We start from the raw sequence: 20,674 nt of genomic DNA on the forward strand, positions 1-20,674 counted from the left end.
GCGCTCCTTCGCAGAGGTTTCTGTCACGGGTTTTTCTTGGGAACCGCCTGGAGGCTTCGCCCAGCAATCTCCCCTAGCATCAACCCTATGCCCCACTCGAAACGCACGGCCACCGGCGTGGCCGGAGGACTGCTGGGCCTCATCGGGCTGAGCACGGTCGCCGGTGTTCTGATCACCGCCACGGTCACCCCCGCCGTCGCCGTCACCAGTGCCGCCGCCACGAGCGCCATCGACATGTTCAACAACCTGCCGAGCGTGCTGAACATCGGCAAGCAGATCCTGCCGTCGACGATCTATTACAAGGACGGCAAGAAGACCGTCAAGATGGCGACGTACTACGACCAGAACCGGTCGCCGGTGTCGTTCAAGCAGATCGCCCCGGTCATGTACGACGCGCTGCTGTCGAGTGAGGACCCGCGCTTCTACGAGCACGGCGGCATCGACATCATGGGCACCACGCGCGCGATCCTGTCGAACGTCAAGGGCGGCTCGGACACCCAGGGCGGATCGTCGATCAGCCAGCAGTATGTCAAGAACGTGCTCGTGCAGCAGTGCGACTGGGAGGCGAAGAGCGACCAGGATCTCAACAAGTGCTGGCTGAAGGCCACGGACTCCAGCGGCGCCGAGGGGTATCAGCGCAAGCTGCAGGAGATGCGGTATGCGATCGCGCTCGAGCAGAAGTACTCGAAGAACGACATCCTGCTCGGCTACATGAACATCGCCAACTTCGGCGGCACGACCTACGGCATCGACGCCGCGGCCATGCACTACTTCGGCGTGCACGCGAGCAAGCTCAATCTCGCTCAGGCCGCGACCCTGGCCGGCATGGTGCAGAACCCCAACACGTACCGGATCGACCGGGGCGACAACGGCACGACGACCGACCGCGCCGGCAAACCCGTCAACACGACGAAGGACGGGTTCAAGCTGACCAAGCAGCGGCAGGAGTATGTGCTCGGCCGCATGCTGCACGACGGCAAGATCACCCAGAAGCAGTATGACGACACGGTCAAGGCGCCGATCACGCCGAAGATCACGAACCCGACCACCGGCTGCGGCACGAGCAGCGCGCCGTTCTTCTGCAAGTACGTGACCGACACCATGATGAACGACCCGGCGTTCGGCAAGACGACGGAGGACCGTCGCCAGCTGCTGTACAAGGGCGGGCTGAAGATCTACACGACGCTCGACCCGCGCATCCAGAAGGCCGCGCAGAAGGCGCAGGACGAGTACGTGCCGAAGGACCTGAAGGGCGCCTCGACCACGAGCAAGTCGAAGACGTTCGGCTCGACCTCGGTGAGCGTCGAGGCCTCCACCGGCCGCGTGCTGGCGATCGCGCAGAACACCGACTACACGCCCGCGGCCGAGGCCAAGGGCAAGACGAGCATGGTCTACGCCGGCACGACGACCTTCGGCGGCTCGGGCGGGTTCAACGCCGGATCGACCTTCAAGCTGTTCACCCTGCTCGACTGGCTCGACAAGGGGCACTCCCTGAACCAGATGCTCGACGGCGTCAGACACGACCGGGGACCGTGGACGGACCGGTGCGTCGCCGGCGGCACCTGGAACACCGTGGCCGACATCCCGAACTACAACAAGAACCGCGGCTACTACGGCACGCCGATGCGGTTCACGAAGGACTCGCTGAACACCGGGTTCATGGAGATGGCCCGACAGCTCGACCTCTGCGACATCGGCAACGTGGCCAAGAGCCTGGGCATCACCCGCGGCGACGGCACTCCGCTGCCGCTCACCACCGACGGCACGGGCAAGCCCGCGGACAGGCCGGCACCGGCCCAGATCATCGGATCCGACAATGTTTCGCCCATGGCCATGGCCGGCGCGTACGCCGCCGTCGCGAACAAGGGCATCTTCTGCCAGCCGCGTGTGATCGACAAGATCGTCGACTCCGAGGGCAACGACATGAAGCTGCCGGACCGCACCTGCACGCAGGTGATCGACCCCAAGGTCGCGGCCACGGCTGCGTACGCGCTGAAGGGACCGTTGCAGCCCGGCGGCTCCGGCGCGCCGGGCAACCCTCACGACGGCACCCCGGTGATCGGCAAGACCGGTACGCACGAGGAGTACCAGACCTGGCTGATGACCTCGAACACCGAGGTGACGACCGCCAACTGGGTCGGGAGTGTGACGGGTCACGTCGACCTGTACCACAACTACTTCAGAGGCGTCTCGCTCAACAATGCGCGCTTCAGCCTCGGCCGCAGCATTCAGGCCGCCGTCGACCAGTACTACAAGGGCGGCGCCTTCCCGCAGCCCGACAAGAACCTGCTCCGCACCGTCAAGGTCACGCTGCCGAACGTGGTGGGCATGTCGCAGGACGACGCACAGAAGCTGCTGAAGAGCAAGGGCTTCCAGGTGACGATCGGCAAGCCGGTGGACTCCGACCAGACCGAGGGCATGATCGCCGAGCAGAGTCCGGGCGCCGGTCGCGTCGCGGCGGGCACGAACGTGACGCTCAGTCCCAGCACCGGCAAGGGCAAGGCCATTCCCGATGTGACCGGCCGCATGCCGGCCGAGGCGGTCGCGATCCTCGGCGCCGCGGGCTTCTCGAACACGAGTCTGAAGTGCGAGACGAACCCAGGTGGGGACGGTCGGGTGACCTCGACGGATCCCGCCGCCGGGACGATCGCCGGGCCGTCGAAGAAGATCACCGTGACCTACCAGTCGCCCGACTGCAAGGGCGGCGGCGGCTCCGGCGGCGGCGGGATCATCCCGCCGCCCGGCAAGGGCCACTGAACGGGACGCGATGACAGCAGCTGACCGTCGCGGCTCGCCCGCCCGCGCCGCCCTCACCGTGCTCGGCACGGTGGGGGCGGTCGGCGCAGGCGCGGCCGTGTGGGGCATCGGCATCGAGCGGCACCTGTACACCGTGCGTCGGCACACGCTGCGCCTGCTTCCGCCCGGCGCCGAGCCGATCCGCATCCTGCACCTCTCCGATGCGCACATGGCGCCGTGGCAGCATCGCAAGCAGCGCTGGATCGCATCGCTCGCCGCCGAACGCCCCGACGTCATCGTCAACACCGGCGACAACCTCGGCCACGCGACCGGGCTCGAGGGCGTCAAGCGCGCATTCGCACCGTTCCGCGGCATCCCCGGCGTGTATGTCCACGGGTCGAACGACCACTCCGCACCGGCGCCGCGCAACCCGTTCAAATATTTCCTGGGGCCGTCTCGGCATGTCGTCGAGACGCCCGCACTGGATGCCGCGGCCCTCGACGCCTTTCTGGACGACGATCTCGGCTGGACCGACCTGAACAACGCCGCCGCGAGGCTGACCGTGAACGGGTTGCGCATCGACGCGTTCGGCGTCAGCGACGCGCACCGCGACTGGGACCGCCTCGACGTGCTGCCCGGCGCCGTCTCACGGCTCGGCGACGGCGCAGACCTCGTCTGGGGTGTCACGCACGCCCCCTACCGCCGCGTGCTCGACGCGTTCATCGACCTCGGCGCCGACGCCCTGTTCGCCGGCCACACGCACGGCGGCCAGGTGCGCATCCCCTTCTCGCCGAACGCGCTGGTCGCCAACTGCGACATCCCGCTCGACCAGGCCCGGGGCCTCAGCTCGTGGACCCACGACGGCCGCACCGTGCCATTGAACGTCAGCGCCGGCATCGGCCATTCGATCTACGCCCCCGTGCGCTTCGCGTGCCGGCCCGAGGCGACCCTGATCACCCTGCTGCCCCGCTGAGGAACCTCTTCGCGATCGGCCCCGCCGTATCGGCGCCGCTGCTGCCCGTGTCGACGAAGACGGCCACCGCGAGGTCGCCCTGCGCTGCGACCATCCAGGCGTGCACCATCGTCTTGCCGTCCCGCTCGAACTCGGCAGTGCCGGTCTTCGCGATGACGGGCGCTCCGGGCACGTCCTTCAGGATGGTGGCGGTGCCGTCCACGACCGGCTGCCGGAAGATGTCCTTGAGCTGCTTCGCCTCGTCGGCGGTCAGCGGCTTCACGCCGTCAGGCAGCTTGCCAGGCTGAGACGGGAAGAGCATCGGCACGACGGTGCGACCGGCCTGGATCGAGGCGATCCCGGCCGCCATCACCACCGGTGAGGCGAGCACCTTGCCTTGCCCGATCACGTCGGCGGCGGCCTCGGTGTTCGACGAAGCCTGCGGGATCCGTCCCGGAAAGCTGTCCGTGCCCGGGATCTCGCCGACGCCGAACCCGAGGCTCTGCGCGGTCGCGGCGACCTCGCCGATCGTGCTGCGGGCGTTGATCATCGCGGTGTTGCAGGAGTGGCCGATGGCCGTCTTGAGCGAGATCCGGCCGAGCGCCGAAGAGGGGTACCACGTGTCGTTCACGAAGCGATACCCGTCGACGACGGCATCGGCCGTGCAGTCGACCTTCGAGTCGGCGGTCAGACCGGCACGCAGAAGCGCCAGCGTGTCGAACATCTTGAACGTCGACCCCGGGGGCACCTGTCCCTTCAGGGCCGCGTCGAACGAGCCGGTCCCGGGGCCGTTCGCCGCCGCCAGGATCGCACCGTCGCTGGGGCGGATCGCCACCAGAGCGCTGGCCGGACCGATGTCGCGCAACGCCGTCTCTGCGATGCGCTGCAGGCGTTCGTCCAGGGTCGTCTGCAGCGGTGCCCCGGGCTTCGGCTCGGCCGTGAACAGCTTGGTCGCGTCTCCGCTCTGCGGCACCCGGCTGATCTGCACCCCGAGGGTTCCACGCAGCCGACTGTCGTAGCGCTGCTCCAGTCCGCTGAGCCCGACCGTGTCGGTGGCCTGGTACGTGCCCGGGTTCTTCTCCATGATCTCGGCGGTGACCGGGCCGACCGACCCGAGCACCGGGCCGGCGAAGCCGCGGTAGGGGCCGAGCTGCAACGTGCTCGGCATCGCGAGCGCGCCGGGAATGCCGCGCAGCTCGGCGGTCGAGGGCGCCTCCTGCTTGCGGTAGGTGATCGCCTGCACGAACTGCTTCGCGCCTCCGCCGGACACGCGCGCGGCGAAGTCCTTGCCGTCGACGCCGACCACCCGGGCCAGCGCCGCGGCGGACGTCACCGCCTGCTCCGGCGTCACCTGGCTCTTGTCGATGCCGAAGATCACGACCGGGCGACCGGTGATCAGCGCCTGGCCGGAACCGCTCAGGATGTCGGCGCGGGGCGGCGCCTCGGTCGTGCGACGCAGCACGTCACCGGCGGCAAGGTCCGGTTGGATGACGGACGGCGTCCAGTCGACGTACCACTTTCCGGACTTCTTCGTGAGCTTGACCGTGGACGCATAGGTCCAGTCGCCGGCCCCCACCGGCCAGCTCCAATGCACGCGGGCGCTGCCGTGGTCGTCCTCGACCTTCGGTGCGTCGATCTTCACAGCCGGCGTGATCTTGCCCAGGCCCGCCACGATGTCCGAATACTGCTCGTCCACCTGTGCCGCCGTGGTACCGCTCAGGCGCACCTTGCTGAAGTCGCCGGAGACCAGCGCGTTGCCGAGCGCCTTCGTGTCGGGCTGATCGATGGCGCTGCACGCGCAGAGCGAGAACGCGAGCGCGCACACGGAGGCCGCCCCGACGAGACGACGTATCCAACCGGGCCGGGAGTCTGTCCGCATACAGCCAATGCTCAGGGTCGGCTGGTCGTAAGTCAAAACACGATGTTCGACTTCGGGGGTGCCGGGCCGTACGCCGAGCCGCGGCATTCAGAACATCCACCCAGCCCACAGAGTCAAGGCATAGCGTGGTCAGGGTGTCCCGCGATACGTCCCCCGACCAGAGGCGGCACGCGTCCGGCGTGATCGGCGGCGTGCTGGGTCTGCTCGCGCTCAGCGCCGTCGCGGGCATCCTAATCGCGGCGGCGATGACTCCGGCCGTGGCGATGGCCAGCGCTGCGGCGACGACCGCGATCAACACGTTCGACAGCCTGCCCAGCGACCTGCAGATCAATCCGCTCCAGCTTCCGACCACTCTGTATGCGAAGAACCCGAAGACCGGCACCTACCAGGAGCTGACCGAGTTCTACGACCAGAACCGCGTCCCGGTGAAGTGGGACCAGGTCGCGCCGGTGATGTTCGACGCGATCCTCTCCAGCGAGGACCCGCGCTTCTACGACGAGGGCGGCATCGACCTGCTCGGGACGACGCGCGCCCTCCTGTCCAACCTGCGCGGCGACAGCAGCATCCAGGGCGGCTCGTCGATCAGCCAGCAGTACGTCAAGAACGTGCTGGTGCAGGACTGCTATGCGTCGGTCAACGACAAGAAGCTCACGCAGCCGCAGAGGGATGCCGCAATCCAGACCTGCTATGACCAGGCGACGAACGCCAGCGGCCCCGACGGCTATGCCCGCAAGCTGCAGGAGATGCGGTACGCCATCGCCATCGCCCAGAAGTACTCGAAGAACGACGTGCTGCTGGCCTACCTCAACATCGCGAACTTCGGCGGCGTCACCTACGGCATCGAAGCGGCATCCGAGTACTACTTCGGGGTGCACGCGAGCAAGCTGACCCTCGAGCAAGCGGCCACCCTCGCCGGCATGGTGCAGAACCCGAACACGTATCGCATCGACGAGAAGAACAACAAGGCCAACGGGGCCGCGAACCACTACGCCGAGACCAAGCAGCGCCAGGAGTATGTGCTGGGGCGCATGCTCGCCGGCGGCAAGATCTCACACGCGCAGTACGACGCGGCCGTGAAGGCTCCGATCGTCCCGCACATCACGCCGCCCAAGACCGGGTGCGCGGCCACCACAGTGCAGTACTTCTGCGCGTACGTCACCTCGATCATCCGCAACGATCCGGCTTTCGGCGCGACCGCCGCGGCTCGGGATCAGGCGCTGCGACAGGGCGGCCTCAAGATCTACACGACGCTCGACTGGCGGCTTCAGAAGGTCGCGCAGGCGACGGAGTCGAAGTACGCACCGAAGTCGCAGAAGGGGTTCGGATACGGCTCGACGATCGTGAACATCCAGCCGTCGACCGGCGACATCATGTCGCTCGCGCAGAACACGGACTACAGCGCGATCTCGTCGTCACCGGACTCCCCCTCGACCTCGATCGTGTACGCGGGCGACGCACGACAGGGCTCGACCGGCTTTCCGGCGGGATCGTCGTTCAAGCTGTTCACGCTGCTGGACTGGCTGCAGAAGGGCCATTCGCTCAACCAGGTGGTCAACGGCTACCCGCGCGTCATCCCGCACATCACCAATTCGTGCCAGGGCGACTGGAACAACCTCGGTGACGTCATCATCCCGAACTACCGCAACGAGGCGGGGTATTTCGGGACGCCGATGCAGTTCACCGCGCAGTCGCTGAACTCGGGCTACTTGTCGATGGCCAGCAAGCTGGACCTGTGCGATGTGATGAAGGATGCCACGAAGCTCGGCGTGACGCTGGCCGACGGCAGCGGCCCCGTGCTGATGAACACGCTGGGCTCGGTGATCGGATCGAACGCCGTGTCGCCGATCGCGATGGCCGGGGCGTACGCCGCGATCGCCAACAAGGGCGTGTTCTGCCAGCCACGGGTGATCGCACGGGTGACGGACGCGAACGGCAAAGACCTTCCCGTTCCCAAGCGCACGTGCAAGCAGGTCATCGCCCCGAAGATCGCAGCGACCGCCGCCTACGCCCTGCAGGGCGTGGTGAAGCCGCCGTTGGGCACGGCCGTCACGGCGAACCCGCACGACGGCACGCCGCTGTTCGCCAAGACGGGCACCCACAACGGCGAGCAGACCTGGCTGATCACCTCGAGCACGGCGATGACGTCGCTGGTCTGGTCGGGCACGACCGACGACCGCGGCAACGCGAACCTCGACCTGTTCCATCACTACTACCGCGGCAACGACCTCGGTGACATCCGGTATCCGATGTCGATGGCCATCCAGAGCGCGGCCGACAAGTACTATCCGGGCTCGGCCCTGCCGGCGCCCGATCCGAAGCTGGTCGTCCGCTCCGGAGGCTACTCCGGCTCGGGCGGCCACCAGGGGAACAAGGGCGGCAAGGGCGGCTCGCCGTCACCTACGCCCTCGCCGTCGCCGACCACGAGCACTGCCCCGGCGCCGTCACCGAAACCCACGCCGTCCAAGCCGGGGAAGCACTCCCACGGATGAGCGCGGCGCCGCAGCGGTTCGGAGCATCGGTTCCGATCAGGTAGACTTGAACGGTTGCCACGGGGTGTGGCGCAGCTTGGTAGCGCGCTTCGTTCGGGACGAAGAGGCCGCAGGTTCAAATCCTGTCACCCCGACAATCAAAGGCTCCACTTCGGTGGGGCCTTTGTCATAGAGAGGACCGACATGCCCGCTCCCCGCCTGATCGCGTTCGACCTCGACGACACGCTCGCGCCGTCCAAGGCCGCGATCGACCCGCGCATCGCCGATCTGCTGATCGCCCTCGCCGAGCGGGTCGAGGTGGCGATCATCTCGGGCGGGCAGCTCACGCAGTTCACGACGCAGGTCGTGGACCGGCTGCCGGATGCGTCCGAGACCGTGCGTCACCGCATCCACCTCCTGCCTACCTGCGGCACCCAGTACTACCGCCTCGACGGCGACGGGGTGCGCACGGTGTACGCGCATTCGCTCGCCGACGACGAGAAGGCGCGGGCCCTGGCCGCCGTGGAGCGCGAAGCGCGCCGGCTCGGCTATTGGGAGTCGCAGATCTGGGGCCCGATCCTCGAGGACCGCGGATCGCAGATCACGTTCTCGGCGCTGGGGCAGCGCGCGCCCCTCGCGGCCAAGGCCGCGTGGGACCCCACCGGCGAGAAGAAGAACACCCTGCGCGCGGCGGTGGCCGCGGCCCTGCCCGATCTCGAGGTGCGCAGCGGCGGCTCGACGAGCGTCGACATCACCCACCGCGGCATCGACAAGGCCTACGGCATGCGGCAGCTGGCCGAGCAGACCGGCATCCCCCTCGACGACATGCTGTTCGTCGGCGACCGGCTCGACCCCGACGGCAACGACTATCCGGTGCTCGCGCTCGGTGTGCGCTGCCAGGCCGTCACGGGCTGGGAGGACACCGCCGACTACCTCGACGGCATCATCCCCACCCTGTAGCCCGGCGCCCGGGCTGCGGGGCGCTCAGCGCGTGACGACCGACGCGGGCTGCCCGACGGGGACCAGGCGCGTGAGCTGCGTGACGTGCTTGGGCTCGAGCTCAGCGAGCGACGAGACGCCGAGCAGCTTCATCGTGCGCTCGATCTCGGTGCGCAGGATCGCGATGGTGCGGTCGACGCCGGCGCGGCCGCCGGCCATCAGCCCGTACAGGTACGCGCGCCCGATGAGCGTGAACTTCGCGCCGAGGGCGATGGATGCCACGACATCGGCGCCGTTCATGATCCCGGTGTCGACCATCACGGTGGCATCCTTGCCGACCTCGCGGACGACCTCGGGCAGCAGCCGGAACGGGATCGGCGCCCGGTCGAGCTGGCGCCCACCGTGGTTGGAGAGCACGATGCCGTCGACGCCCAGGTCGATGAGCCTCTTCGAGTCCTCGACGTTCTGCACGCCCTTGATGACGATCTTGCCGGGCCACATGCCGCGGATCACCTCGAGGTCGTCGTACGAGATGGTCGGGTCCATCGCCGCGTCCAGCAGCTCGCCGACCGTGCCCCCGGTCGTCGACAGCGACGCGAACTCGAGCTTGGGCGTGGTGAGGAAGTCGATCCACCACCACGGCCGCGGGATCGCGTTCACGATCGTGCCGAGCGTCAGCTGCGGCGGGATCGAGAACCCGTTGCGCTTGTCGCGCAGACGGGCGCCCGCGACCGGGGTGTCGACCGTGAAGAACAGTGTGTCGAAGCCGGCCTCGGCGGCACGGCGGGTCAGGCCGTATGAGATCTCGCGGTCGCGCATGACGTACAGCTGGAACCAGTTGCGCCCGTGCGGGTTCGCCGCCTTGACCCCCTCGATCGACGTGGTGCCCAGCGTCGACAGCGTGAAGGGGATGCCGGCCGCTCCCGCCGCCCCTGCCCCGGCGACCTCGCCCTCGGTCTGCATCAGGCGGGTGAACCCGGTGGGCGCGATGCCGAACGGCAGTGCCGAGCGACCGCCGAGGATCTCGCACGACATGTCGACCGTGGGTGCGGGCTTGAGGATGCCGGGGTGGAACTCGACGTCTTCGAACGCCTGCCGGGCCCGGGCGATCGACAGCTCGCCCTCGGCGGCACCATCGGTGTAGTCGAACGCGGCCGCCGGGGTGCGGCGCTTGGCGATGGTGCGCAGGTCGTAGATCGTCAGTGCGGCGTCCAGCCGGCGCTTGCGCGCGTTGAACTCGGGCTTCTTGAACTGCATGAGCTCGAGGAGCTCCTTGGGGTTCGGCAGCTGTCGGGTGACCATCAGGGGTCCTTTCCGTCGCGGGTGAGGCCGGCATGCGCGTAGTAGCCGGTGATGTGGTCGGCGACGGCGGCGCGGGCGCGGGCCGCGTCGCCGTCGCCGATGGCCTGGACGATGCCACGGTGCTCCACCCGCAGGCGGGCGGCCGTGGCATCCCAGTCGTCGATGCGCTCGGCCCCGGCGACGACGTACGACTCGATCGCCATCCGCAGCCCCGCCATGGTCGCGGCCACCACGGTGTTGCCGGATGCCTCGGCCAGCGCGAGATGGAACTGGGCGTCCAGCGCCAGGAACTCCCCGGGCGCGAGGTCTGCGGCATCCATCGCTTCGAGCACCGTGGTCGCCTCGGCCAGCGGCGCCTGCCCGGCGGCGAGGGTCTCGGCCACCGCGGACTCGAGGATGACGCGCGTGCGCACGACGTCGTCGATCGGGAAGCCCTGCGCGGCGACCTGCAGCCGCAGCAGCGCCGACATGCCGCCCTGGGGCGTGGCGATCACGATCGCGCCGGCGCTGGGGCCCGACCCGGTCGCCGTGCGGATCAGGCCCAGCACGTCGAGCACGCGCAGCGCCTCGCGCACGCTCGAGCGGCCGACGCCGAGGGCTGCGGCGAGCTCGCGCTCGGGCGGCAGGTGGTCGCCGGGGCGCAGGGCGCCGTCGAGCAGATCGGTCTCGATCTTCTCGAGCACGACGCGCCAAGCGCGGGCGGGGCTGTCTGCCACACGGACTCCTTCTGTGGTCTGACCACTATAGAGCCTTGTGGTCAGGCCACACAAGATCGCCGGGCTCCCCCGGTCGGCACGGCGCATCGTTCATAACTCCGTCAAGGTCGGCCCGTTCGGCACCGATTCGGCCTCTGCGGGGCCCGAACGGCCCAGATTGGATGAGTTGTGAACCGGCTGCGGGCGCGAAGCGCGCCGAAGCTCAGCTGAGGCGGCCGCCCGACTCCCGCAGGTAGCACTCCGCGCACATCGACTCGTACGTGACGCGCTCGGCGCTGAGCTCGTCGATCGCGACCTGGTCGCCGTCGAAGACGAACCGCCCGCCGACGAGCCGGGCGTTGAACAGCGCCTTGCGCCCGCACCGGCAGATGGTCTTGAGCTCTTCGAGGCTGTGCGAGAGCTCCATCAGCCGCCGCGAGCCGGGGAACGCCTGCGTCTGGAAGTCGGTGCGGATGCCGTACGCCAGCACCGGGACGCCGTCGAGCACGACGATCCGCAAGAGGTCGTCGACCTGCTCGCGGGTCAGGAACTGCGCCTCGTCGATCAGCAGGCACGCGACGTCGGCCGAGGCATCCGTCTGCGCCGGAATCAGCGCCTCGGCGTCGCGCCGTACGCGCGCCCGGTTCTGGGCGAACAGCGCTCGCAGGTCGTCGCCCGGGCGGATGAGGAAGTCGACTGGGCGGCTCACGCCCAGCCGGCTCGAGATGCGGTCGGCGTCCTTCGTGTCGATCTCAGGCTTGGCCAGCAGCACGCGCTGACCGCGCTCTTCGTAGTTGTAGGCCGCCTGCAGCAGCGCCGTGGACTTGCCGGAGTTCATCGCTCCGTAGCGGAAGTAGAGCTTGGCCACCTGCCGGCCCCGGGTCAGCGGTTGATCTCGAGCGCCTGCGCGGTCTCGGTCATCGTCTCGTCGGCGAGCGCGGGCTGCCCGTTCAGGCGCTGCCCGTACGTCGGAATCAGCTCGCGCAGCTTCGGCTCCCACGACGCGTACTGCTCGGGGAAGCACTGCTTCATCAGGTCGAGCATGATCGGCACCGCCGTCGACGCGCCCGGAGAGGCGCCCAGCAGGCCGGCGATCGTGCCGTCCGAGGCGGCGACCACCTCGGTGCCGAACTGCAGTTTGCCGTTCTTCATCACCTGTGCACGCTGGCCCGCCTGCAGCAGCCTCCAGTCGTCGTCCTTCGCGGTCGGCACGAAGGTGCGCAGGCTCTCGACCTTGGCGTGGTGGTTCTTGAGGAGTTCGCTCACGAGGTACTTGATCAGGGCGAAGTTCGTGAACGCGACCTTCAGCATGCTGAACAGGTTCGCGGGACGCACTTGGGTCACGATGTCCCACATCGACCCGTTCTTGAGGAACTTGGGGCTGAACGTGGCGAACGGGCCGAACAGCACCGAAGTCGTGCCGTCGACGACGCGGGTGTCGAGGTGCGGCACCGACATGGGCGGTGCGCCGACCGACGCCTGCGAGTACACCTTGGCGTGGTGCTGCGACACGATCGCCGGGTCGCTGGTCATCAGCCACTGTCCGCCGATCGGGAAGCATCCGTAGCCCTTGATCTCGTCGATCCCGGACTTCTGCAGGAGCTTGAGCGCCCACCCGCCCGCGCCGACGAACACGAAGCGCGCCTTGATGCGCCCCGGCGCGCGCCCGATCGCGCGGCGGTACTTCACGAGCCACGTGCCGTCGCTCTGCCGCTTGAGGCTGCGCACCTCGGTGTTGGTGCGCACGTCGACGCCGTCGGAGGCCAGGTGCCCGAACAGCTGGCGGGTGAGCGAACCGAAGTCGACGTCGGTGCCGGCGGGCACGCGGGTCGCGGCGAACGGCTCGCCCTTGACCCGCTTCTGCATCAGCAGCGGCGCCCACTTGTTGATGACGCGAGAGTCCTCGCTGTACTCGATGCCCTCGAACAGCGGCTGCTGCTTGAGCACCTCGTAGCGGTCCTTGAGATAGGCGACGTCGTGCTCGCCGCGCACGAACGTCATGTGCGGGGTGGCGTTGATGAAGGTCTTCGGGCCGTCGAGGATGCCGCGCTCCACGAGTGAAGCCCAGAACTGGCGGCTCTGCTGGTACTGCTCGTTGATGCTGATCGCCTTGGACGGGTCGAGCGAGCCGTCGGGCCCCTGCGGCATGTAGTTCAGCTCGCACAGGGCCGAGTGGCCCGTGCCCGCGTTGTTCCACGCGTTCGAGCTCTCTTCGGCCACCTGGCTCAGTCGTTCGATCGCCGTGATCTTCCACTCCGGCTGCAGCTCGTGGAGAAAGGTTCCCAGGGTGGCACTCATGATGCCCCCACCGATCAGGACGACGTCGACGGTTTCAGTCACAATTCTTCAGTCTACCGGGCGAAGCCGAGCGTCTTCACCGCCGCGGACCGTGCCCCGCCCGGCCGTGCGCGACGGCGAAAGGGCGGTGGGATGCCGCGTCAGGCGGCCGCGGTCAGGCGGGCGGCGACGAGCTCGGCGATCTGCACCGCGTTCAGTGCGGCGCCCTTGCGCAGGTTGTCGTTGCTGATGAACAGCACGAGCCCCTTGCCGTCGGGCGCGGACTGGTCGGCGCGGATGCGTCCGACGAAGCTCGGGTCCTTTCCGGCGGCCTGCAGCGGCGTGGGCACCTCGTCGAGCACGACCCCCGGTGCGGCGCTGAGCACCTCGCGGGCGCGGTCGGGGGTGATCTCGCGGGCGAACTCGGCGTGGATCGACAGCGAGTGCCCGGTGAACACCGGCACGCGTACGCACGTGCCGGCCACGCGCAGGTCGGGCAGCTCGAGGATCTTGCGGCTCTCGTTGCGCAGCTTCTTCTCTTCGTCGGTCTCGTTGTCGCCGTCATCGACGAGGTTGCCCGCGAAGGGGATCACGTCGAACGCGATCGGGGCGACGTACTTCTCCGGCGCGGGAAAGTCGACCGCTCCCCCGTCGTGCACGAGTCCGATCACGCCGTCCTGCGCGACGGCGGCCTCGACCTGGCCGAGCAGCTCCTGCGCGCCGGCGAGGCCCGAGCCCGACACCGCCTGGTACGTGCTGACGATCAGACGCTCCAGGCCGGCCGCGGCATCCAGCACCTTCAGCACCGGCATCGCGGCCATCGTCGTGCAGTTCGGGTTGGCGATGATGCCCTTCGGGGCGTCGTCGATCGCGTGCGGGTTGACCTCGCTGACCACGAGCGGCACCTCGGGATCCATGCGCCAGGCGCTCGAGTTGTCGATGACGACGGCGCCGGCCTCGGCGAAGCGCGGCGCGTGCGCGCGGCTTCCGGTCGCACCGGCCGAGAACAGGGCGATCTCGATGCCGGTGGGGTCGGCAGTCGCGATGTCTTCGACGACGACGGTCTCGCCGGCGAACTCCACGGCGGTGCCCGCCGAGCGGGCGGTGGAGAACAGACGCAGCTCGCGGATGGGGAACGAGCGCTCGGCGAGGATCTCGCGCATGACGGCGCCCACCTGCCCGGTGGCGCCGACGACGGCGACGTTCACGCCGGAATCCGAGATACGGGTCATGTCCTTGGCTCCAATCAGCGGCCGGTGCCGGCGTAGACGGTGGCGTCGACCTCGCCGTCGAGTCCGAACGCGGTGTGCACGGCGCGCGCGGCCTCGGCGAGGTCGTCGCCGCGCAGCACGACCGAGATGCGGATCTCGGAGGTCGAGATCATCTCGATGTTGATGCCGCCGGCGCTCAGCGCCTCGAACAGCGTGGCCGAGACGCCCGAGTTCGTGCGCATGCCGGCGCCGACGACCGACAGCTTGCCGATCTGGTCGTCGTGCACGAGGCTCTCGTACCCGACGTCGTGCTGCTCGGCGGCGAGGGCGCGCAGGGCCGCCCCGGCATCGGCCTTGGGCAGCGTGAACGAGATGTCGGTGCGCCCCGTCGTGGCGGCGGAGATGTTCTGCACGATCATGTCGACGTTCGCGCCGGATTTGGCGACGATCTTGAAGATCTCGGCGGCCTTGCCGGGCACGTCCGGCACCCCCACGACCGTGATCTTCGCCTGGCTCAGGTCGGTGGCGACACCGGCGACGACGGGCTCTTCCATGTGTTCTCCCTTGAGCTGCGGGAATGTCGTGACCAGGGGCGCGCGGCGCGCCTCGTCGACGACGAGCGTGCCCTCCCCCGAGCTGAACGTCGAGCGCGCATGGATCAGCACGCCGTGCCGGCGGGCGTATTCCACTGCGCGGATATACAGGACCTTGGCCCCGTTGGCGGCGAGCTCGAGCATCTCTTCGCTCGAGATGACGTCGAGCTTGCGCGCCCGGGGCACGACCCTCGGGTCGGCGGTGAAGATGCCGTCGACGTCGCTGTAGATCTCGCACACATCGGCGTCGAGAGCCGCCGCCAGCGCCACCGCGGTGGTGTCGGAGCCGCCGCGGCCGAGTGTCGTGATGTCGCGGGTGTCACGGTTGAAGCCCTGGAAGCCCGCGACGATGACGATCGCGCCCTCGTCGAGCGCCTCGCGCAGGCGGATCGGAGTGACGTCGACGATGCGGGCGGCACCATGACGGGAGTCGGTGATCATGCCGGCCTGGCTGCCGGTGAACGAGCGCGCCTCGAAACCCATCGAATGGATCGCCATCGCCAGCAGGGCCATCGAGATCCGCTCGCCGCTGGAGAGCAGCATGTCGAGCTCACGGGGTGCCGGAATGGGGGCGACCTGGGCTGCCAGGTCCATCAGCTCGTCGGTGGTGTCGCCCATCGCGCTGACGGCGACGACGACGTCGTGCCCGGCGCGCCGGGTGTCGACGATGCGCTTGGCGACCCGCTTGATGCTCTCGGCATCGGCAACGGACGACCCGCCGTACTTCTGGACGATCAGCGCCACGTTCGAACTCCCCGGGCCGCGTGCGGTCGAGGATGCCGCAGCCCGCACTCCATTTTACGGATCAGCGGATTCCGGTCCGGCCATGTGACAGGGCTCGGGGACCTGCCGGTCGCCCGGATCGGCCTCGACGACCGGATCGGGCACGGATTCGACGATCGCTCCGGGCACGGCCTCGGCGACCGCGTCAGCCGCCGCCGCGGCATCCGTCTGCCGACGACGCCACCCGCCGGTGGCCGCCAGCCAGCAGCCGAGCAGCACGAGGGGGAATCCGAGCAGCAGCCCGAGCGTCAACGGCTCGGCCAGCACGATCGCCCCCAGTGCGATCGCGACCACCGGGTTGAGGTACGTGAACAGGGGCGCGCGTACCGGGCCGACCTCGTCGATCAGGGCGAAGAAGGCGATGAAGGCGACGGCCGTGCACAGCACGCCCAGCAGCACCAGCGACACCGTGCCGCGCACCGACGGCACCGCGTGCTGGGTCATGACGGCGACCGGCAGATATGCCAGGCCGACCACTGCCAGGGCGAGCGTGACGGATCCGAGCGAGGGCACGTCGCGCAGCTTGGTCGCGATGATGAACGGCACGATCGCGTACAGCACCGCGGTCAGCAGCACCTTCGTGACGGCGATCAGCGCCGCTGCCGGGTCGGACACCGTCATGCCCTGGCCGACGACGATCACCGCGACCCCGCCGAAGCCGACGAGCAGTCCCGCGATGCGCACCGGCGTGAGCAGCTTGCGGTCGCCGACGATGAACCCGATGATCGCCGCCCACAGCGGCACGGTCGACACCAGCAGTCCGGTCAGACCCGACGGGATCGTCTGCTCGGCGCTGGAGAGCAGGAAGAACGGCCCGCCCATCTCGAGCGCCCCGAACGCGAGCACCCAGGGCCAGACGCGCAGAGCGGGTCGCAGGGCCCTGCGGTGGATCGCGATCGGCAGCAGCACGAGCGCGCCGATCAGAGTGCGGCCGCTCACGACGGCCGCGGGTGAGAAGGCCGCGACCGCTTCGCTGATGAAGAGATACGTGATCCCCCACAGCACCGACATCGTGGCGAACAGCCACCAGCCCTTGGCGCTGAACCGTGTTGCACTCATCCGTGAATTGTCACACGGACCTGCGACCCTCGAACGCGCGGCCCAGGGTCACCTCGTCCGCGTACTCGAGGTCGCCGCCGACCGGCAGGCCCGACGCGAGCCGGGTGACGGTGATCTGCAGCGTGTGCAGCAGCCGGCCGAGGTAGGTTGCGGTGGCCTCGCCCTCGAGGTTCGGGTTCGTCGCGAGGATCACCTCCTGCACGGTTCCGTCGGCCAGGCGCTGCATGAGCTGGGCGATGCGCAGGTCGTCGGGGCCGATGCCGGCGATCGGGCTGATGGCACCGCCGAGCACATGGTAGAGCCCGCGGAACTCGCGCGTGCGCTCGATGGCCGCGACATCCTTCGCGTCTTCGACGACGCAGATGAGAGCCGGGTTGCGCCGCGGGTCACGGCAGATCGCGCAGCGCTCGTGCTCGGACACGTTGCCGCAGATCTCGCAGAAGCGCACCTTCTCGCGCACCTCGCCGAGCAGCTGCGACAACCGTGACACGTCGAAGCCCGGGGTCTGCAGGATGTGGAACGCGATGCGCTGGGCCGACTTCGGTCCGATGCCGGGAAGGCGGCCGAACTCGTCGATCAGGTCCTGGACGATGCCGTCATACATGGATTACTGGAACCTCGTCGCCGTCTCGTAGGGCTCTTCGCGCACGAACGTGGCGCCCAGCACCTGTCGGACGACCGCCTCGCCGACGCGCTCGACGCCGTCGTCGCGCACGGTCGATGTGGACAGCCGCGGTGCGACGACCTGCACGGGCGGCTCGGGTGCGGTCATCTCGTCGTCGGCCTCGCGCTCGTCGTCGTCGGCGGGCAGCGACGTCTCGATGTCGCGGGCGGGCAGCACGTCACCCTCGCGCGGCGGTGCCAGGGTCGCGATGCGCGCGGATGCCGCATCTTCGGGTTCGTCGTCGACGGCGAACTGGCCGGGGGCCGCGGCGGGGTCGGAAGGGATGGGCGCGACCGCCCAGTCGGTCACGGGCGATGCGGCGGGGACAGACTGCGCACGAGGGGCCGGCGCCCGCTCGGCCGGCGCGGACGCGCGTTGGCGGGGCGGCGCCTGTTCGCGGGGCGGCGCCTGCTCGCGTGACGGCGCCTGCTCGTGCGAGGGCGCGGGGCCCGACGGTGCGTCCGGAAGGCCGGGGCCACCGTCCCCGCCCGGGCCGCGACCAGGATCGCCCCCGCCGTGCCGGGCGATGTACTTCACGCGCACGCCGAGCTCGGCCTGGATCGCCTGGCGCAGATCCTCGCTGGGCCCGTTGCCGGCCTGGAGCTTCTTGAACTTCGTGACGTCGGCCGCGCTCGCGAAGCTCAAGGTGAGCACGTCGTCGTGGAAGCCCTGCACGGTCGCCGAGGTGGCCACCAGCCACGAGCCGCGGTCGACGGCCTCGAGCCGCTGCAGGATCGTCGGCCACGCCGCCTCGATGCGCGCGAGGGTGACCGGCGGCGGGATCGAGGGCTCGGGCTGCGGCTCGGGCGGCATGGGCTCGGGCTGCGGAACCGGCGACGGTGCGGGCTGCGGCCCCGGCGCCGGGGCCGGCTCCGGGGTCGGCATGGGCTCGGGCGCCGGGGTCGGCATGGGCTCGGGCGCCGGGGTCGGCATCGGTGTGGGAGCCGGCGGGGCAGGGATCGTCGCTTCGACTCGCGGTGCTCGCGGGACGACGGGGCTCGCGCCGGCGGGGGCGCCGTGGGCGAGCACCCGTGCGACCATGAGCTCCAGCTGCAGGCGCGGCGAGGTCGCACCGGTCATCTCGTCGAGCGCAGAGACGACGATGTCGGCGATGCGCGACAGGCGCTCGGCGCCGAAGCGCGTCGCCTGCGCGGCCATCCGGGCGAGTTCGTCGGCCGGGACGCCGCGCAGCACGGCCGCGGCGCCGTCGCCGGTCGCGGCCACCACGATCAGATCGCGCAGCCGCTCGAGCAGGTCGTCGACGAACCGGCGTGGATCCTGGCCGGTCTGCACGACGCGGTCGACCGCACCGAAGGCGGCCGCGGCATCCTGCCCCGCGAACGCGTCGACCACCTCGTCCAGAAGCTCCGCCGGCGTGTAGCCGAGCAGGGCCACGGCGCGCGCGTAGGTGACGATCGCCTTGTCAGACCCGGCGATCAGCTGGTCGAGCACCGAGAGGGTGTCGCGCGGCGAACCGCCGCCGGCGCGCACGACCAGCGGCAGCACGCCCGGCTCGACGGTCACACCCTCTTGCGTGCACAGCTGATCGACGTACTCGAGCATGGCCGCCGGCGCCACCAGCCGGAAGGGGTAATGGTGGGTGCGCGAGCGGATCGTGCCGATGACCTTCTCAGGCTCGGTGGTCGCGAAGATGAACTTGACGTGCTCCGGCGGCTCTTCGACGAGCTTGAGCAGCGCGTTGAACCCCTGCGGCGTCACCATGTGCGCCTCGTCGAGGATGAAGATCTTGAACCGATCGCGCGCGGGGGCGAACACGGCCCGCTCGCGCAGGTCGCGCGCGTCGTCGACGCCGTTGTGGCTGGCGGCGTCGATCTCGACGACGTCGAGCGATCCCCCGCCTCCGCGCCCCAGCTCGACACAGCTGTCGCACGTGCCGCACGGGGTGTCGGTCGGCCCCTGGGCGCAGTTCAGGCAGCGCGCGAGGATGCGCGCGGAGGTCGTCTTGCCGCAGCCGCGCGGCCCCGAGAACAGGTAGGCATGGCCGACCCGGTCGCTGCGCAGGGCCGTCATCAGCGGCTCGGTGACCTGCGCTTGCCCGATCATCTCCGCAAACGTCTCGGGCCGGTAGCGGCGGTACAGTGCGGTGGTCACGCGTCCAGCCTACGGTGTGGTTCGGACACGCTCACGGCCTCCTGCACAGATGACTTTTAATGATCGTTATAACGCGTTATGATCACTCTCAGTCATGCCCGACGGATCACGAGAGAAGTGTGCGATGACCGGAACCTTCGTCGACGTTGAGATCTCCAGCCAGCCTGACGCCTGGCGCCGGGCAGCGGCCCTGCTGCCGGCCGTCGCCGATCGACTGCCCACCGCGGGCTCGCGCATCGCCGTGGTCGGCTGCGGCACGAGCTGGTTCATCGCGCAGTCTTACGCCGTGCTGCGCGAGCAGGGCGGCTCCGGCGAGACGGACGCGTTCGCGGGGTCGGAGTTCCCCTTCGACCGCCCTTACGACCTCGTCGTGGCGATCTCGCGCTCGGGCACCACGACCGAGATCATCGATCTGCTGCGCACGACGTCGGCGCCGACGCTGCTGATCACCGCCGTGCCCGACGCGCCGGCGGTCGACCTGGCGACCGCGACGGTGGCACTGGAGTTCGCCGACGAGCAGTCCGTCGTGCAGACGCGGTTCGCGACGAGCGTGCTGGCGCTGCTGCGCGCCCACCTGGGCGACGATGTCGCGGCGGCCGCCGCCGACGCCGAGCGCGCCCTGCAGATCGACATCGACCCGCTGCTGGGCGCGGACCAGACCACGTTCGTCGGGCGCGGCTGGACCGTGGGGCTGGCCGCCGAGGCCGCATTGAAGACGCGCGAGGCCGCCCAGTACTGGTCCGAGTCCTACCCCGCGATGGACTACCGCCACGGTCCGCTCGCGATCGCACAGCCCGGCCGCAACGTATGGGCGTTCGGGTCCGTGCCGGCCGGATTGGAGCAGGATGTCGCGGCCACCGGCGCGACCTTCGTGCATCACGACCTCGACCCGCTCGCCGCCCTCGTGGTCGCACAGCGCTTCGCGGTGGGACTGGCCAAGGCGCGAGGACTGGACCCCGACCGCCCCCGTTCGCTGGCGCGCTCGGTCATCCTCGGCGGGTGAG

General features: G+C 69.5%; 15 protein-coding genes and 1 tRNA gene. 6 read left to right on the forward strand and 10 right to left on the reverse strand.

All coding sequences use genetic code 11. The annotated features are described in order from the left end of the window. Positions 1-87 precede the first annotated feature (87 nt). Both AC3RX0_RS13415 and AC3RX0_RS13420 read left to right on the forward strand, forming a co-directional pair. Positions 88-2,757 carry a transglycosylase domain-containing protein gene (locus AC3RX0_RS13415; RefSeq protein WP_491506496.1) on the forward strand — a complete coding sequence of 890 codons (2,670 nt, stop codon included), beginning with the start codon at positions 88-90 and terminating at the stop codon, positions 2,755-2,757. 10 nt (positions 2,758-2,767) lie between these two features. Further along, positions 2,768-3,709 carry a metallophosphoesterase gene (locus AC3RX0_RS13420; protein ID WP_491506497.1) on the forward strand — a complete coding sequence of 314 codons (942 nt, stop codon included), beginning with the start codon at positions 2,768-2,770 and terminating at the stop codon, positions 3,707-3,709. On the opposite strand, the gene AC3RX0_RS13425 is transcribed toward AC3RX0_RS13420, so the two are convergent. After that, on the reverse strand, positions 3,690-5,567 hold the full coding sequence (locus tag AC3RX0_RS13425) for a penicillin-binding transpeptidase domain-containing protein (protein WP_491506498.1): 1,878 nt from the start codon (positions 5,565-5,567) through the stop codon (positions 3,690-3,692). The two genes, AC3RX0_RS13420 and AC3RX0_RS13425, sit on opposite strands and share 20 nt — an antisense overlap. 134 nt (positions 5,568-5,701) lie before the next feature. Here AC3RX0_RS13425 and AC3RX0_RS13430 point away from each other — a divergent pair, with 134 nt between their 5' ends. The 3 genes from AC3RX0_RS13430 (at position 5,702) to AC3RX0_RS13440 (ending at position 8,995) form a co-directional block, all read left to right on the forward strand. Then, the gene (locus AC3RX0_RS13430; RefSeq protein ID WP_491506499.1) at positions 5,702-8,056 is read left to right on the forward strand and encodes a transglycosylase domain-containing protein; all 2,355 of its coding nucleotides are present in this window, start codon (positions 5,702-5,704) and stop codon (positions 8,054-8,056) included. 60 nt (positions 8,057-8,116) lie between these two features. After that, a tRNA-Pro gene (locus AC3RX0_RS13435) sits at positions 8,117-8,190 on the forward strand. 49 nt (positions 8,191-8,239) lie between these two features. Continuing rightward, positions 8,240-8,995 carry an HAD-IIB family hydrolase gene (locus AC3RX0_RS13440; protein WP_491506500.1) on the forward strand — a complete coding sequence of 252 codons (756 nt, stop codon included), beginning with the start codon at positions 8,240-8,242 and terminating at the stop codon, positions 8,993-8,995. Positions 8,996-9,019: 24 nt separating this feature from the next. Here the strand turns inward: AC3RX0_RS13440 and AC3RX0_RS13445 are convergent, their stop codons facing one another. From AC3RX0_RS13445 to AC3RX0_RS13485, 9 genes are all read right to left on the reverse strand, one after another. Further along, complete coding sequence (locus AC3RX0_RS13445; RefSeq protein WP_491506501.1) at positions 9,020-10,276, reverse strand: alpha-hydroxy acid oxidase; 1,257 nt, start codon at positions 10,274-10,276, stop codon at positions 9,020-9,022. Further along, positions 10,276-10,992: a FadR/GntR family transcriptional regulator gene (locus AC3RX0_RS13450; protein WP_491506502.1), complete on the reverse strand. Its 717-nt coding sequence runs from the start codon at positions 10,990-10,992 to the stop codon at positions 10,276-10,278. Before AC3RX0_RS13450 ends, AC3RX0_RS13445 begins: the two co-directional genes overlap by 1 nt. Positions 10,993-11,194: 202 nt before the next feature. Further along, positions 11,195-11,839, reverse strand: a complete 645-nt coding sequence (locus AC3RX0_RS13455; RefSeq protein ID WP_491506503.1) for a thymidine kinase — start codon at positions 11,837-11,839, stop codon at positions 11,195-11,197. A gap of 14 nt (positions 11,840-11,853) precedes the next feature. Beyond that, a complete protein-coding gene (gene mqo / locus AC3RX0_RS13460) occupies positions 11,854-13,311 on the reverse strand; it encodes a malate dehydrogenase (quinone) (protein WP_491506504.1) in 1,458 nt (485 codons plus the stop codon). Positions 13,312-13,409: 98 nt separating this feature from the next. After that, entirely contained in the window at positions 13,410-14,480 is a 1,071-nt protein-coding gene (locus tag AC3RX0_RS13465; protein ID WP_491506505.1) for an aspartate-semialdehyde dehydrogenase, read from the reverse strand. A 14-nt stretch (positions 14,481-14,494) separates the two neighbouring features. Then, positions 14,495-15,796 (reverse strand): aspartate kinase, encoded by a 1,302-nt coding sequence (locus AC3RX0_RS13470; RefSeq protein WP_491506506.1) that lies wholly within the window; start codon positions 15,794-15,796, stop codon positions 14,495-14,497. A gap of 54 nt (positions 15,797-15,850) precedes the next feature. Further along, entirely contained in the window at positions 15,851-16,894 is a 1,044-nt protein-coding gene (locus tag AC3RX0_RS13475; RefSeq protein ID WP_491506507.1) for a DMT family transporter, read from the reverse strand. A 10-nt stretch (positions 16,895-16,904) separates the two neighbouring features. Further along, positions 16,905-17,498, reverse strand: a complete 594-nt coding sequence (gene recR / locus AC3RX0_RS13480; protein WP_491506508.1) for a recombination mediator RecR — start codon at positions 17,496-17,498, stop codon at positions 16,905-16,907. Positions 17,499-17,501: 3 nt separating this feature from the next. Further along, positions 17,502-19,670 carry a DNA polymerase III subunit gamma and tau gene (locus AC3RX0_RS13485; RefSeq protein ID WP_491506509.1) on the reverse strand — a complete coding sequence of 723 codons (2,169 nt, stop codon included), beginning with the start codon at positions 19,668-19,670 and terminating at the stop codon, positions 17,502-17,504. A 124-nt stretch (positions 19,671-19,794) separates the two neighbouring features. Here AC3RX0_RS13485 and AC3RX0_RS13490 point away from each other — a divergent pair, with 124 nt between their 5' ends. Next, positions 19,795-20,673, forward strand: a complete 879-nt coding sequence (locus AC3RX0_RS13490) for an SIS domain-containing protein (RefSeq protein ID WP_491506510.1) — start codon at positions 19,795-19,797, stop codon at positions 20,671-20,673. Position 20,674: the final 1 nt, after the last annotated feature.

The organism is Microbacterium sp. W1-4-2, from assembly GCF_058349885.2.

Excerpts from the sequence above, each read along its gene's own strand:
- recR (WP_491506508.1), bottom strand. The coding sequence starts at position 17,498 with ATGTATGACGGCATCGTCCAGGACCTGATCGACGAGTTCGGCCGCCTT.
- AC3RX0_RS13440 (WP_491506500.1), top strand. The coding sequence starts at position 8,240 with ATGCCCGCTCCCCGCCTGATCGCGTTCGACCTCGACGACACGCTCGCG.
- AC3RX0_RS13445 (WP_491506501.1), bottom strand. The coding sequence starts at position 10,276 with ATGGTCACCCGACAGCTGCCGAACCCCAAGGAGCTCCTCGAGCTCATG.
- AC3RX0_RS13465 (WP_491506505.1), bottom strand. The coding sequence starts at position 14,480 with ATGACCCGTATCTCGGATTCCGGCGTGAACGTCGCCGTCGTCGGCGCC.
- AC3RX0_RS13425 (WP_491506498.1), bottom strand. The coding sequence starts at position 5,567 with ATGCGGACAGACTCCCGGCCCGGTTGGATACGTCGTCTCGTCGGGGCG.
- AC3RX0_RS13420 (WP_491506497.1), top strand. The coding sequence starts at position 2,768 with ATGACAGCAGCTGACCGTCGCGGCTCGCCCGCCCGCGCCGCCCTCACC.
- AC3RX0_RS13475 (WP_491506507.1), bottom strand. The coding sequence starts at position 16,894 with ATGAGTGCAACACGGTTCAGCGCCAAGGGCTGGTGGCTGTTCGCCACG.
- AC3RX0_RS13490 (WP_491506510.1), top strand. The coding sequence starts at position 19,795 with ATGACCGGAACCTTCGTCGACGTTGAGATCTCCAGCCAGCCTGACGCC.
- AC3RX0_RS13415 (WP_491506496.1), top strand. The coding sequence starts at position 88 with ATGCCCCACTCGAAACGCACGGCCACCGGCGTGGCCGGAGGACTGCTG.